Here is a 15,577-nt window from a genome sequence, read left to right on the forward strand (position 1 = left end):
TACTGATTTTGGATAATGCCTACAACTTATGGGAATGATATTGTGTATTGCCTCAAGTCACATTGTGGGGTAAGGGGATATTGTAGGCAGAAGTGGGTGCTTCAAGTTCAAATTATCTGCAAATTCAGTAATGAGAGGACGTGTAAACGCAATAAGGACGTTCAAGGGCTTAGTTGCGGATTTGAGGATATATTATAACAACTTTTATGTTATTTCTTAGCAAAAACAGCATATCGTTAGAAAAAGAACCGTTATTGAACAATAATGATTAATAACAAAGTTAAAAGTTGACAAGGTGCAAATTACGGAACTAAAATCGAGTAGGAGGTAAACACTAATCATAGGTGTTTATCACCTACTCGATTATAGAGAGTCTTCGTGTTTTTCCAATCTACTGTGATAAGTTTTATCTTACTCTTATGCCTTTACCATTCAGAACCTCACCTCTAATATCATCTGTCTTGCACAAATACAAGTCATAGCCAATGGCTGTAATATCGCAATATTTTCGAGGAGTAATGACTTTTCCATTTGGTGACAGTTTTATAATTCCATTGTCATCCTGACAGGGACACACGAACAGATGATGACGATACAGGAGGAAGGAAGACTGGACAGGTGGATGGAAGTCAACCTCAAATGGTTGCATGAGACCTTTGGCAAGGAAAATGTTGTATCATGTGTGCTGCACATGGACGAGAAGACTCCCCACCTGCATGCCACCATCGTACCCATCGTCACTGCCGAAAGGCAACACCATGAACGAGAGGGAGAGAAGAAGTACAACACCAAGTCTGGGCCACGGCTGTCAGCAGATGACGTGCTCAAACGCGCCAGACTTCATGAGTATCAGAATACATACGCTGCTGCCATGAGTGAGTTCGGCCTAAAGCGTGGCATTGTATGTTCCACTGTCAGACATATTGCCACATCAACCAACTACAAGCAGCAGATGCAACAGTTTGAGGAGAACATCGCCAAGTTGCAGGATGAGGTGGAGAAGACCAAGGAGGGCAAGAGTACAATATTCGCTCTATTTGGTAAAGGCGATCTTGCCAAGGAAAGAAAAGAACTGGCATCAAAAAAACGAGGAACTGGCAAAACTCCGAGTTAAGATTGCAAAACTGGAGGCGGAGAAAGTCTCTCTAAAACAGAAGCATGAATCTGACATCGCCAAACAGAGGAATGCCTATCAGAAAGAAATCGACGCTGCCATCAAGCGTGCGGAAATCGCAGAGCGGAAGGCAACCGAGAAGGATGCTGTCATTGAGAGGCAGAAGAACAGGATTGACGAACTTGACCGTAAGGCCAATCCTCAGCGATACTGGCTATCATTAGGAGCGGACCCCATCGGTCATCGTTTCTTCGGCAACAACTCTTATACCGTCACCCTAAAAATCTGGACCAGGGTTAAGTAGATTGAGCATACCGCTGTAACTTACCTTAGTGACAGCGACAAGCGATTGCACGCCTTCAGCAATAGGGAACTAACAGAACACGAGTTTGTCAACGCCTGTTTCAGTGCTACCGAGCAAGTCTGCGAGATACAATCCCATTTACTAAGTGCTGCCATCGAACTGGCAACAGGCGGAGCCGCAAAACCACACGTAGGCACTGGTGGTGGAGGTTCAACATCAGAATTGCCGTGGAGAGATAAGTACAAGGATAAATACAAACCTATGAAAAAGAGATGACAGTTGTTTGCAAAAAATAAAGATTTCGCTTTTTCAGAATGGAAAGCAACCTTTTCAAAATGAAAGGGTATTACAAGGATGTTGTTTATTTTGTAAAATCATATCTTACTGATTATCTGCGGTTTGTTACCATCCTTAGTTCTTTGGTACTCCATTTGTATATAGTGATGTAAGTATAATAAGTGACATTTATGGATATAAAGCAATACGGGGTAAGTCCCAATATGGAAAAGGAACTCAGCTATCGGTTTATTGCCTATCTGATAGGTTTGCTCTTGGCATTCGAATCGATGCTGCTGCTAGCATGCTGCTGCGTGTCCCTGATGTATGGCGGGAGAGATTTGATAGCCTTCGCCGTTTCGTGTTCTGTATGTCTGGCGGCAAGCATCATGCTGTTAGTCTATGGTCGGAAAAAGAAGTCTGCTCCCTCACGCTATGAAGCCTATATCGTGGTGGCTCTTTCCTGGGTGTTTTTCACGGTTTTCGGAATGTTCCCCTACCTGTTGGGCGGCTACATCCCGAATATTACCGACGCTTTCTTTGAGACAATGTCAGGTTTCACCACCACAGGAGCCACCATATTGGACAACATCGAGAGCATGCCTTATGGCATATTATTCTGGAGAAGTCTGACGCAATGGATAGGCGGTTTGGGGATTGTCTGCTTTTCCATAGTTCTCTTGCCTGAGTTCGGTGTCAGCAGTCAGATGCTCTATCTCTCTGAGGCAACGGGAGTGACTCACAACAAGATTTGTCCCAAGACACGTGTCATGGCACGGTATATATTCTTGGTTTATATCTTGTTGACTGTCATCGAGAGCGCACTCTTGAAGGTTGGGGGCATGAGCTTATTTGATGCCGTGTGTCATTCCATGGCCACCATAGCCACAGGAGGCTTCTCTACCAAACAGGAAAGCATTGCCTATTGGCATTCTCCGTATATAGAATACGTGGTGTCGTTGTTCATGTTGCTTTCTGCCATCAATTTCTCGCTCTATATTGTTGCCTTAAGGGGAAGTTGGAAACAACTATGGCAAAACGTGGAACTCAGATGGTTCGCCTCCTCCGCAGGTCTGCTTACCCTGATTATCTCGACGGCACTCATCCTGAACAACGGCTATGGCGTGGAGGAAGCATTCCGCAAATCCCTGTTCCAAGTGGCTACTTGTCACACCTCGTGTGGCTTTGCCACTGACGACTACAACCTGTGGCCGTCATTTACATGGATGCTGCTGATTTTTGCGATGCTGTCGGGTGGATGCACAGGGTCAACCAGTGGAGGTATTAAAAATCTCAGAATGATAATAGTCGCCCATTGCATACGCAACCAGTTCCGTCAGATACTGCATCCGCGTGCCGTATTGCCTATAAGAGCTGGTAGTATGTTTAACAATAAGCTGGTGACAATGGTTCTTGTATTCTTCGCCGCCTATATGTCAGTTGCCTTTATCGGCTGGACACTGCTGATGGCATTCGGAGTAGGACTTACAGAAGCCATGAGTACCGTGATTTCTGCAATGGGTAATGTAGGACCTGGGTTAGGCAGCTTCGGTCCTGCCTTCTCATGGGCAGCATTGCCCGATGCCGCCAAATGGATACTCTCATCACTGATGCTCATAGGCAGACTTGAAATTTTCGGTTTCCTTCTCATATTCTACAAATCGACGTGGAGTGGCAGTTGGTCATAGAGAAATATGGTTGCCCCTAAGGGCAATAAATGTATTATAATAAACGCTATATATATGGAAGAAAATATACAGCAATTTCTTGACCTGATACGACGGTCACATCGGGGACGGTTCAAGATATACATCGGAATGATTGCCGGAGTGGGCAAGACCTTTCGCATGCTTCAGGATGCACGAGAGATGCTACGGTGCGGCACAGATGTACAGATAGGCTATGTGGAGACACATGGTCGGGCAGACACGGTGAGGGCACTGAAAGGACTGCCCGTGATTCCCCGCAAGCGGGTGTTCTACAAAGGCAAGGAGATTGAAGAGATGGATTTAGACGCTATCCTTCAGATTCATCCTGAGATTGTAATTGTTGATGAGTTGGCACACTCCAACGTGGAGGGACAACGCAATGCCAAGCGATGGCAAGATGTGATGGAACTGCTTGATGCCGGTATCAACGTGCTCTCTGCGGTAAACATACAACATATAGAGAGTCTGAAAGATGAGATAAAGGAGATGGTAGGCATCGATGTGAAGGAACGCATTCCAGACCGAGTGTTGCAAGAAGCCGACGAAGTGGTGAACATTGATCTTACGGCCGAAGAGCTTCTGGAACGTCTGAAATCCGGGAAAATATATGCCAAGGACAAGATACAAACAGCCCTTGACCATTTCTTTCAAGCAGGGAATATCCTGCAACTGCGAGAACTGGCACTAAGGGAAGTAGCCTTTCGAGTAGGGAAAAAAGTAGAGGAAGAGGTACTGCCACGAACATATAGGACTAAAGGGATGTCAAGGATTGTGGTATGTGTAAGCAGCAATAGCGAAACACAGCAACATATCATCCGCAAGGCTGCACGAATGGCGGACAGTTTTGACGCTGACCTATTGGCACTATATGTTCAGACACGTGGCGAGAACAACGACCTCATTCCTTTGGACTCACAACGTCATCTGATGAGCCATCTGGAACTGACCATCCAGCTTGGAGGACAAGTACATAAGGTGGTTTCCGACAACATTCCGCAGAGTATATCAGAGTTCTGCCGACAGCAGCATGCCACACTGCTTTGTATGGGACAACCATCATTCTCCTTTCCCCGCTTGCTGATGCGTGCAGGAAGTTATCGGAAATTGTTGTCTGAATTGAAAGAAATGGGCGTAGATTTAATTATTTTCGCATAAAAAATTAAAAGGATATGACTGCAAAAGAAAAACTTACACTCTCAGTGGGTATTCTAGTGTCGCTCATCATCGGTTTGCTGGTGCTTTCCGTCATCAGCCTGCAGATACTCACAGCCACAGAACCTACTTCTCCTGTGGCAGACTATGGTCTGACGAGAGCCTTGACTCTGTTGTTGCTGTTTGGCGGATTGAGCATCGCCGTGGGAGTATGGATGCTTCTGAAATTGCCGGAGTATATCACCCGCCCTTTCCAGGAACTGACCAAAAGCATCAACGAGATTGCCAACCACAACTACGATACTCAGTTGCACCTCCATGGTGGTGAGGCCATGGAGCAGTTATCCACCAATTTCAACCAAATGGCATGCCGTCTGCGTGATTACCACAACTCATCGCTTTCGAAACTGAAGGTGTCAAAACAGTACATAGAGACCATCATCGACTCTATCGACGAACCTATCGTCTGCTTAGACCATAAACTGACACTCTATTTCATCAACAATGAGGCACTCAGCATTCTCAATCTCCGATGTGAGGATGTCGTGGGAAAGTCAGCACAGGAAACAGCCATGCGCAACGACCTGCTGCGCCGACTACTGGTAGGGATGGACAGACATAAGGTACATGAGACCGACGAGAAAAAGACAGAGCCACTGAAAATCTATGCCGACAACAAAGAGAGTTATTTCCAGGTGAAATATCTGCCTGTAAGAATGACAGACCACGAGGGAAGCATAAAAGAAAGCGGTACAGTGATTATGCTGAAAAACATCACCGAGTTTCACAAACTAGATGTGGCAAAGACAACATTCATCTCAACGATATCCCATGAATTGAAAACCCCGATATCAGCCATTCTGATGAGCGAGCAACTGCTTGCCGACAATCGTGTGGGCGGTCTCAACCAAGAGCAAAAAGAATTGTCGGACAGCATCCGTGAGAATGGAGAACGGCTGCTCAGCATCACGGGCGAATTGCTCAACATGACACAAGTAGAAAGCGGAGTATTGCAGCTCAAACCTCATATCACAAGGCCAATAGAGCTGATTGATTATGCCATAAAGGCCAACCAAGTACAAGCAGACAAGTTCCATATCAACATAGAGGTGGATTACCCAAAGGAAAAGATAAACAAGCTCTATGTCGATAGCGAGAAAATAGCATGGGTACTGACCAATCTGCTGAGTAATGCTATACGATATTCTTCGGAAAATGACCGGGTGACTATAGGAGCCTTGCAACAGGACGAGCACCACGTAATGCTGTATGTACAGGATTTCGGACGAGGCATAGACCCTCGTTATCATGATAGCATCTTCGAGCGGTATTTCCGTGTACCTGGTACCAAGATACAGGGCAGCGGACTGGGACTTTCCATCTCGCGCGACTTTGTCGAGGCGCATAATGGCACACTTACAGTTGAAAGTGAATTGGGTAAGGGCAGCAAGTTTGTCGTTTCCTTGCCAGTATAAAAAGATATATAAAAAACTATGAACAAGATACTTATTATTGACGATGAACCAACCATCCGTATGCTCCTCTCACGCATGCTGGAACTGGAAGGTTATGAGGTACTAAAAGCAAAAGACCGTGCCACGGCTATATATACCTTAAAGAACAATGAAGTGCAGGTGGTGCTCTGCGACGTGTTCCTGCCTGATGGCAACGGCGTGGATATGGTGCAGGAACTGCAATTGTTGGCTCCTAAAGCCAAGATAATTCTCCTCACCGCCAACGGCAACATTCCCGACGGCGTGCAGGCCATCAAGAATGGGGCTTTTGACTATATTGTCAAGGGTGATGACAACCGCAAGATTATCCCTATCGTGAGCCGTGCAATAGATGTCATTGCGTCAGAAAATAAGAAAAAGAAGCCAAGTGCCACAACGGCAAAATCGCATACGTTTGACACTATTGTAGGAAAATCAACTGCAATCTCTGACGTCCTCCGACAAGCCCAAAAGGTGGCTACAACAGATGTTACCGTGCTCATCAACGGTGAGACCGGTACTGGCAAGGAAGTCTTTGCCCAAGCTATCCACAATGCAAGCCATCGAAGCAGTGAGGCATTTCTTGCTCTTAACTGCTCGGCATTTAGCCGTGAATTGCTGGAAAGTGAGCTTTTCGGCTATAAGGCTGGGGCATTCACTGGTGCTGTGAAGGATAAGAAAGGATTATTGGAGGAAGCCAATCATGGTACGGTGTTTCTCGATGAGATTGGTGAAATGGCGCTTGAGTTGCAGTCGAAGCTACTGCGTGTGCTTGAGACTGGAGAATTTGTGAAAGTTGGCGACACAAAGACTACCCACGTAGATGTGCGCATCCTTTCAGCCACCAACCGCAATCTGAAAGAAGAAATAGCCAATGGGCGATTCCGCGAAGATCTTTATTTCCGTCTTTCCGTGTTTCGCATAGAACTTCCACCATTGCGCCTGCGCAAGGAGGACATACTGCCGCTTGCCCAGCATTTCATTGAGCGTTATGCCAAGCAAATTGGTTGCCCACCCCCTGTGCTGTCTTCCGAAGCAAAGAATTTGTTCTTGTCTTATCCATGGCCAGGTAATGTGCGAGAAATGATGAATTCCGTAGAGCATGCCATCATCGTATGCGAAAGCGAAATCACTAATCATGACCTGCCTATAGACATGCTTTCGGACAATACATCCGCTGTAGCCAATGATTCCTTTGACCTGAAGAGTGTGGAGCGCAACCACATCATCAAGGTTCTCCACCATACTCACGGCAACAAGACAGAAACGGCTCGACTGCTCAAAATCGGACTTACCACTCTCTATCGTAAGATTGAAGAATATGGGATAACCGTATAAATGCTCCACACTGTCATTCCCGCCCTTCCAAAGTGAATGTGTTTATTTCATTTTGGAAGGGTTTTTATTTGCTACATTTTCAATCTTTATCTTTGTATGATATTGATACACAGTATAATATATGATTAAAAACATATTTGGCACATCCATTGCGATACATAAGGTGACAACGATTTCGTTAAGCCATATGAACAAAGTCGAGTTTACTCGAGCTTTGCCATGGCGAGAAATCGCACTTTTAAAAACATTTATGTATAACTTTTAAAAACAGAAAGAAAATGGATTTGTTTACAATCGGTTTCGCAATTTGCTTGTTGAGCGGCATAGGCTGCTTCTGGCTATTCTTCAAATGTATCGACTGGTTCGAGAAAATCTAAAAAGGAGGTAGAGATTATGTACACAACATTATTTATCATCAGCTTGGTGGTTTTTGCGTACCTAATGTACGTACTCATCAAGCCCGAAAAATTCTAAATGACGTATGAATACGGAAGTTTTGGGAGTAATCCTACAGATTGTCCTTATGGTGGGACTCGCCTGGCCACTTGGCAAGTATATTGCCCGAGTGTATAAAGGCGAACGAACGTACCTCGACTTCATGAAGCCGGTGGAACGCCTTATGTATAAGTTGAGCGGTGTGAATCCCGACGAGGAGATGGACTGGAAGAAGTTTCTCCGTGCACTGCTTGTGGTGAACCTCTTCTGGTTTGTGTGGGGTATGGTGCTCTTGGTAGCACAAGGAGTATTGCCTCTCAACCCCGACGGCAACATCGGACAGACATGCCACCAGGCTTTCAATACCTGTATCTCGTTTATGGTTAACTGCAACCTGCAGCACTACAGCGGTGAGAGCGGTCTGACTTATTTCACGCAGCTCTTTGTCATCATGCTCTTCCAATTCATCACAGCCGCTACAGGTATGGCAGCAATGGCTGGTATCATGAAGGGTTTGGCGGCAAAAACAACGCAGACTATTGGTAACTTCTGGCGTTATCTGGTGTTGAGCACTACCCGCATCTTATTGCCATTGTCTTTAGTTGTAGGTATGATTCTGATAGTGGAAGGTACACCCATGGGCTTCGACGGAAAAATGGAGCTGACCACCCTTGAAGGTCAGAAACAGGAGGTGTCGCAAGGCCCTACGGCAGCCATCGTGTCCATCAAACAACTTGGAACGAATGGTGGCGGTTATTTCGGCGTGAATTCATCGCATCCGCTTGAGAACCCCACTTACCTTACAAATATAGTAGAGTGTTGTAGTATCCTGATTATCCCGATGGCATTGGCTTTTGCATTCGGCTTCTATCTGAAACGCCGCAAGTTGGGCTATAGCATCTTTGGAGTGATGCTCTTTGCCTATCTTGTGGGTGTGGGCATCAACATGTATCAGGAGATGAACGGCAATCCACGGATAGGTGCCATGGGGATTGCACAGAATGGAGGAGCTATGGAAGGCAAGGAAGTGCGCATAGGTTCGGCCGCTGGTGCATTGTGGAGTGTCACTACCACTGTCACCTCCAATGGCTCGGTCAACTCAATGCACGACTCCACCATGCCATTGTCGGGAATGATAGAGATGCTGAATATGCAGATAAACACTTGGTTTGGCGGTGTTGGTGTTGGCTGGATGAACTATTTTACCTTCCTTATCATTGCAGTGTTCATCAGTGGACTGATGGTGGGACGAACTCCTGAATTCTTAGGGCATAAGGTGGAGGCACGCGAGATGAAGATAGCCTCGATGGTAGCTTTGCTCCATCCGTTTATTATTCTCGTTGGCACTGCATTGGCGGCATACCTCTTCGTTCATGCTCCTGAGTTCGTTGCAAGTGAGGGCGGATGGCTCAACAATCCCGGCTATCACGGACTGAGCGAGATGCTTTACGAATACACATCGTCGGCCGCCAATAATGGTTCCGGCTTTGAGGGCTTGGGTGACAACACCTGGTTCTGGAACTATTCGTGTGGCATAGTGCTTATCCTTGGACGTTTTGTGCCCATCGTAGGTCAGGTGGCAATAGCTGGTATTCTTGCTAAGAAAAAATATATTCCCGAAAGTGCAGGAACGCTGAAAACTGATACCGTTACATTCGGTGTGATGACCTTTGCCGTCATCTTCATCGTGGCAGCCTTGTCGTTCTTCCCCGTACATGCACTAAGTACAATCGCTGAACACTTAACATTGTAAGTTATGAACAATCTATTTGAAAAAGAACTTGTTATAGCGAGCATCAAACAGTCGTTTGTGAAGCTCGACCCGAGGCAGATGATAAAGAACCCCATTATGTTCACGGTGGAGATTTGCACTACCGTTATGCTGCCCGTGACCATCTATTCGGCGTTTAGCAGCGAGCAAGGCTCGTTTGCCTACAACGCATGGGTTTTGCTTATCCTCTTCGTCACCCTGCTGTTTGCCAACTTTGCCGAGGCCATAGCCGAAGCACGTGGTAAGGCTCAGGCTGACAGCCTACGCAAGACGCGCGAGGAGACGCCAGCAAAGCTGTATGTGAACGGTAATATCAAAACCGTCAGCAGTTCTTCTCTGAAGAAGGGCGACGAGTTTGTGTGCGATGCCGGCGATGTTATTCCTGCCGATGGTGAGATTGTTGAGGGACTTGCCTCCATCGACGAGAGTGCTATCACAGGTGAGTCTGCCCCAGTCATCCGCGAAGCCGGTGGCGATAAGAGCAGTGTCACTGGTGGTACAAAAGTGCTTAGCGACCATATCCGTGTGGTTGTCACTACGCAACCTGGCGAGAGTTTCCTCGACAAGATGATAGCCCTCGTGGAGGGTGCATCACGTCAGAAGACCCCTAACGAGATTGCACTTACCATTCTGTTGGCAGTGTTCACATTGGTGTTCTTGATAGTCTGCGTCACTTTAAAGCCCTTTGCCGACTATACGGGTACAGTGATCACCATAGCCTCGTTCCTCTCATTATTCGTTTGCCTGATACCAACAACCATCGGCGGCCTACTTTCTGCCATCGGTATTGCCGGTATGGATCGTGCGCTGCGTGCCAATGTCATCACTAAAAGCGGTAAGGCTGTGGAGACAGCGGGTGACGTGGATACGCTGTTGCTTGACAAGACAGGAACCATCACCATTGGCAACCGTAAGGCCACTGCGTTCTATCCTGCCGAAGGGGTGGATAAGGCCGAATTTGAACAGGCATGCCTCCTTTCCTCAATTGCCGACGATACTCCCGAGGGAAAGTCAATAGTAGAGCTTGGACGAAACGACGGATTCAAGATGAGGGCATTGCACACCGAGGGTGCCCACATGATAAAGTTTACTGCCGAGACGAAGTCGTCGGGCATCGTGTTGAAGGACAGCACAGAGATTCGCAAGGGAGCCTTCGAAACCATGCGTCATATTACCGAGGAGGCCGGCTACACCTTTCCCGAGCATATCTCTTGTCTCGTGACAGCCATAACTGGCAATGGCGGTACACCTCTTGTTGTGACTGTCAACAAAAAAGTTGTTGGAGTCATCGAACTACAGGACATAATTAAACAAGGAATCCGTGAGCGTTTTGAGCGTCTGCATAAGATGGGTGTGAAGACAGTTATGGTGACTGGTGACAATCCACTGACTGCCAAATATATCGCAGAGAAAGCTGGAGTGGATGATTTCATTGCCGAGGCTAAGCCAGAAGACAAAATGAACTATATTAAAGCAGAGCAGAAGAACGGCAAACTCGTTGCCATGATGGGCGACGGCACCAACGATGCTCCAGCATTGGCACAGGCCGACGTGGGTGTGGCCATGAACAGCTGTACTCAAGCGGCCAAGGAGGCTAGTAATATGGTAGATCTTGACAACGACCCGACAAAGCTCATTGAGATCGTTGAGATTGGCAAGCAATTGCTCATGACACGTGGCACACTCACCACCTTCTCCATCGCCAACGATGTGGCGAAATACTTTGCCATTGTGCCTGCCCTCTTCATGGTATCCATACCAGAACTTGCAGCTCTGAACGTCATGAATCTTCATTCTCCCGAGAGTGCCATTCTCTCGGCCGTCATCTTCAACGCCATCATCATCCCGCTGCTCATCCCCTTGGCATTGCGTGGCGTGAAGTACAAGCCGATAGGGGCAAGCGCTTTGCTCCGACGCAATCTGCTGATATTCGGAGTGGGAGGTATCATTGCTCCATTTGTGGGTATCAAACTGATTGATTTAATCGTAGGTTTATTCTTTTAATTGAAATACAGATATGAAAAATTTTATAGTAGCTTTCAGGCTAACGATGGTATTGTGCATGTTCCTGTACCTCGGTTATGTAATGGTATTATGGATTTTTGGCAAAGTGGCAGGTCCGGGAAATGGTAATGCCGAAGTTGTGGAAGTGGATGGCAAAGTGGTAGGTGTAGCCAACGTAGGGCAGTACTTCACCAAAGACATATATTTTTGGGGACGACCCTCGTGTGCAGGCGATGGATATGATGCTGCCAACTCGTGTGGCAGCAACAAGGGACCTACGAATCCCGAATATCTTGTCGAAGTGGAGACACGTATAGACTCTTTCCTGATACATCATCCATACCTTGAGCGCAAGGACGTGCCGGCTGAAATGGTGACGGCGAGCGGTTCGGGACTCGACCCCGACATCACTCCGCAGTCAGCTCGGGTGCAGGTGAAACGAGTAGCTGCCGCAAGGCATCTCGATGAAAAGCAAGTTGCAACATTGGTTGAGAAATCCATTGAACGTCCGTTGCTTGGCCTATTCGGTCCTGCAAAGGTAAATGTATTGAAACTGAATGTAGCTCTTGATAAACTTAAACCAATCTTGATTTCACAAAAATGATGAAGATAAAAATTATTTTCGCATCTATTTTGGGAGCGGTCATGACCTTATCGTCAGCCGCTTCCGCACAAGACAAAGTAACCGTGAATGGCAACATTGACTTGGTAAATAACTACGTATGGCGTGGAATGGACCAGAACTCCGGCTTTTCGGTGCAGCCTAGTCTTGGCTTGTCGTACAAAGGATTGTCCCTGTCGGCATGGTGTAGTCAGAGTCTGACAAATAATGCTGACCGCGACGTTCAAGAACTGGACATTAATCTATCTTACTCCATTGGTGGATTATCAGCCACATTGACAGATTATTGGTGGGGCGGATTGCATAATCCTTACGGTTACTACAAGCAAGGTCCAACAGACAATCCCATAGATGGAGGCCATCACTTTGAGGCGACTGTTGCTTACAACTTCAGCACTAAACTGCCTCTTACTCTCAGTTGGTCAACATGGTTTGCCGGAGCCGATATGCGTACGGACAGCGACAAGCGTTGCTGTTCAACTTACATCAATGCGTCATACGACATCGCTTGCCCGGCCGAAGTGACATTGACGCCATCAATTGGCTTTACACCATGGAAAGGCTACTATAACGGCAAGGCCGCAATAACCGATGTATCGCTGAAAGCATCGAAGAGTTTTGGAATATCTGGTAAATTCTCGATACCACTCTTTGTTCAAGCAATAGTCTCACCCACCAACGACCATGTCTATCTCGTTGCCGGTGCAGGTATAGGATTTTGATGTGCCCGAAATTATGACGACCGTGCCATAATCATCATCGACTATGGCATGGTCTCCTAATGTCTTGACTGATGGAAGAAAGTTGTTACGTTTACTTGATGGAGATTGTCTATAATAACATCAAGCCAGAGGCGATATGCCCCAGAAGGGCATAACACACAACCAAGTGTAAATGAAAGTTAATTTAAAAACATTGGAGAAGCAACAAACTTTGTGCATTCCTATTAGTTTTGGGAAATTAAATTTATAAGTAGAACAAGATGATTTGTAATGGGAATAATTTGGTATCAAAGCATTCTCATTATGATATCTTACTTCTTATTATCAGTTAGTTAAGTGCGAAGTTTAGGTTCAAGTGTGGAATCGTCCTATTGTCTATTCCACGAACTGAGGCTCTTCCAACTGCCTATCAAAGTTGAACAGACAACGTCAGAGCCCACGTCGATATGAAAATCATTACCGTAAAGAGACCTATATAATACATTAGACTGCGCCAAAATGGTACAATCCATGCTTACAAGGTCTCCACGGGATTGAAATAATCACGCCCGAGACATCTACCGTTGCCACGTTCAAGACCAAAATTACTGTGAACTTGCTATATTTACAGAGAGTCCTAAACACAGCGTCGATAAACGCCTTCCATTATGTCTGGATTGTCTTCACACCCAAAGCCCACTTTCGTATAGATATGTCATGGTTAACTTCACTACACTCAGCACGGCGTAGGCTGCCGACTCGGTTATCATGAAAGAACGGCTCAGTAGAAAATCAATGGGGGAATAATTTGTTATTTATCTTAATAATTCCGACCTTCGCATTATGGAAGAAAAAATGTTACGCACCTTGGCAACTCTTGTTTTGCCTTCTCAAATATTAGATTTTTTTACTATAGTTTCTGTCCGTGAGGTTGGACCTGAGTTTCATATTAGTCTTGACGAACGTATGGACAAGACTTTGTCAGATGATGCCAACTTCGAGTCCAAGGGGTTCATGGAAGCAGTTAATATAACCGACTTCCCTATTCGAGACCATAAGGTAATCTTGAAAATTCGTCGCAGACGATGGACGGATTTGCGCACGGGCAAGAGTTTTACCCTTCCCATCGCTTTAGACATGGTAGCTCAGGGCACCCGTTACTCCAAGGAATTTGGAGCTTTTTTAAAAGAAACGTATGGAGACTTCCCCAGTGACTTGCCGTACGCTTGAAGATTTCTATCATATTGACGGACACACATTTGAGAAACAATATAAAGAAGTCTTGAGCGGCTTCCGCCAATGGGACCAGATAGAACATGCCGACGAGTGGCTGCTCTTTCCTGACAACATCGGGCCTTCCCTGGCCATTGACGAGACTTCATTGTCCAACGGCGAGCTGTAACTTTTGTGACCAACCGTGCGGCACGGACACGGGAAGGAAGTCTTGTAGCAGTAGTTGCAGGAACAAAGTCGGAAGATGTCATAGCGGTGCTGGATAGGATTGATGAGGACAAACGCTCCTTTGTTGAGGAAGTCACCCTGGACCTGTCAGACTCCATGCGCAAAATCGTCAAAAGTTCATTTCCCAATGCCAAGCGTGTCATCGACAGGTTTCATGTACAGAAGTTAGCATGCGATGCCGTACAGGAGTTGCGCATCAAGCATCGCTGGGATGCCATACAGCAGGCAAACGACGAGATGGAGGAAGCTAAACTCTGCGACAAACCATACAAACCATACAGATACGCCAACGGAGATACAGGAAAGGAGCTTCTCGCCAGGTCAAGATATCTACTCTTCAAGTCTGCTAACAAATGGACTGAGCGGCAGAAACTGCGTGCTAAAATTCTTTTTGAACAATATCCAGACATCCAAAAGGCATACGGACTGTGCCACTCACTGCGCATGATCTTCGCCAAGAACACCATCAAGGATGCAGCCAGGCTCTCCATGGCACGCTGGTACAATAAAGTTGAAGAGGCAGACTTCCATTCATTCAATGTTATTGCTGCCACATTCTACGAGCATTATGATGAGATATTGAACTTCTATAACAACAGATCTTCGAATGCCATGGCAGAATCGTTCAATGCCAAAATTAAACTTTTCCGAGCCAATCTAAGAGGAGTGGCAGACAAGAAGTTCTTCTTATTCAGAATTGCAAAACTATATGCCTATCCCCATTGATTTTCTACTGAGCCGAAAGAACTCGTCTTACAGCGACAACTGAGGTCTGTCGCTATACAATCCGACTGCAAAATACGAAAATTTATTGAGAAAAGACAAGAAATGGTAGAAAATATAAATACTATAACCTTAATTCCGCAACACTATTATAAATTAAACTTTTTAAGTACCTGAGCAACAAAAAGTTGCTCAGGATTTTGCTATGTCAGAATTTTCACTTATCTTAGTGTTGCAAAAAAACAAGAGAATCCAACGATAGACATGACGAAGATACAAATTAAATCTGAGAGACTCACTCCTTTTGGGGGATTATTTTCAATCATGGAGCAATTTGACTCCACATTATCATCTGTAATCGACTCAACCCTCGGTCTAAGGTGTAGATCGTTCGGTTATCAGTACAGTGAAATCATCCGTTCTCTCATGAGTATCTACTTCTGTGGCGGTTCATGTACCCCAGGATGTCACTAC

At 46.0% G+C, this 15,577-nt stretch carries 13 protein-coding genes and 3 pseudogenes; all 16 read left to right on the top strand.

Annotated elements, in window-relative coordinates; translation table 11 throughout:
• Positions 1–28 precede the first annotated feature (28 nt).
• Positions 29–220: pseudogene (locus BN35_RS14085) on the top strand (hypothetical protein).
• Positions 221–583: 363 nt separating this feature from the next.
• Complete coding sequence (gene mobV / locus BN35_RS04485) at positions 584–1,114, top strand: MobV family relaxase (protein WP_025073037.1); 531 nt, start codon at positions 584–586, stop codon at positions 1,112–1,114.
• On the top strand, positions 1,053–1,418 hold the full coding sequence (locus BN35_RS14090; protein WP_007175191.1) for a hypothetical protein: 366 nt from the start codon (positions 1,053–1,055) through the stop codon (positions 1,416–1,418). Before mobV ends, BN35_RS14090 begins: the two co-directional genes overlap by 62 nt.
• Positions 1,419–1,463: 45 nt before the next feature.
• Positions 1,464–1,694, top strand: coding sequence for a hypothetical protein (locus BN35_RS14095; RefSeq protein WP_232503597.1), 231 nt, complete (start codon positions 1,464–1,466; stop codon positions 1,692–1,694).
• A gap of 191 nt (positions 1,695–1,885) precedes the next feature.
• Positions 1,886–3,382, top strand: a complete 1,497-nt coding sequence (locus tag BN35_RS04495) for a TrkH family potassium uptake protein (protein WP_025073036.1) — start codon at positions 1,886–1,888, stop codon at positions 3,380–3,382.
• Positions 3,383–3,436: 54 nt separating this feature from the next.
• A complete protein-coding gene (locus BN35_RS04500; protein ID WP_004347510.1) occupies positions 3,437–4,558 on the top strand; it encodes a universal stress protein in 1,122 nt (373 codons plus the stop codon).
• A 14-nt stretch (positions 4,559–4,572) separates the two neighbouring features.
• Positions 4,573–6,030, top strand: coding sequence for an ATP-binding protein (locus BN35_RS04505; RefSeq protein WP_004356054.1), 1,458 nt, complete (start codon positions 4,573–4,575; stop codon positions 6,028–6,030).
• Positions 6,031–6,048: 18 nt separating this feature from the next.
• Entirely contained in the window at positions 6,049–7,386 is a 1,338-nt protein-coding gene (locus tag BN35_RS04510; protein ID WP_025073035.1) for a sigma-54-dependent transcriptional regulator, read from the top strand.
• Positions 7,387–7,779: 393 nt separating this feature from the next.
• The gene (locus BN35_RS13055) at positions 7,780–7,860 is read left to right on the top strand and encodes a potassium-transporting ATPase subunit F (protein WP_004347514.1); all 81 of its coding nucleotides are present in this window, start codon (positions 7,780–7,782) and stop codon (positions 7,858–7,860) included.
• Between the two features lie 7 nt (positions 7,861–7,867).
• Entirely contained in the window at positions 7,868–9,574 is a 1,707-nt protein-coding gene (gene kdpA, locus BN35_RS04515; RefSeq protein ID WP_004356059.1) for a potassium-transporting ATPase subunit KdpA, read from the top strand.
• A gap of 3 nt (positions 9,575–9,577) precedes the next feature.
• A complete protein-coding gene (gene kdpB / locus BN35_RS04520) occupies positions 9,578–11,596 on the top strand; it encodes a potassium-transporting ATPase subunit KdpB (protein WP_028901292.1) in 2,019 nt (672 codons plus the stop codon).
• 13 nt (positions 11,597–11,609) lie between these two features.
• The gene (locus BN35_RS04525; RefSeq protein ID WP_004347518.1) at positions 11,610–12,200 is read left to right on the top strand and encodes a K(+)-transporting ATPase subunit C; all 591 of its coding nucleotides are present in this window, start codon (positions 11,610–11,612) and stop codon (positions 12,198–12,200) included.
• Positions 12,197–12,940, top strand: coding sequence for a TorF family putative porin (locus BN35_RS04530; protein WP_007175196.1), 744 nt, complete (start codon positions 12,197–12,199; stop codon positions 12,938–12,940). Before BN35_RS04525 ends, BN35_RS04530 begins: the two co-directional genes overlap by 4 nt.
• Positions 12,941–13,762: 822 nt before the next feature.
• Positions 13,763–14,149, top strand: a complete 387-nt coding sequence (locus BN35_RS04535; protein WP_044071226.1) for an ISAon1 family transposase N-terminal region protein — start codon at positions 13,763–13,765, stop codon at positions 14,147–14,149.
• Positions 14,115–15,106 (top strand): annotated as a pseudogene (locus tag BN35_RS04540) (ISAon1 family transposase). The gene BN35_RS04535 and the pseudogene BN35_RS04540 overlap by 35 nt, the downstream one beginning before the upstream one ends.
• A gap of 261 nt (positions 15,107–15,367) precedes the next feature.
• Positions 15,368–15,577, top strand: a pseudogene (locus tag BN35_RS13060) (IS1380 family transposase); the annotation flags it as partial.

Source organism: Hoylesella timonensis 4401737 = DSM 22865 = JCM 15640 (genome assembly GCF_000455445.1).
GTDB lineage: Bacteria > Bacteroidota > Bacteroidia > Bacteroidales > Bacteroidaceae > Prevotella > Prevotella timonensis.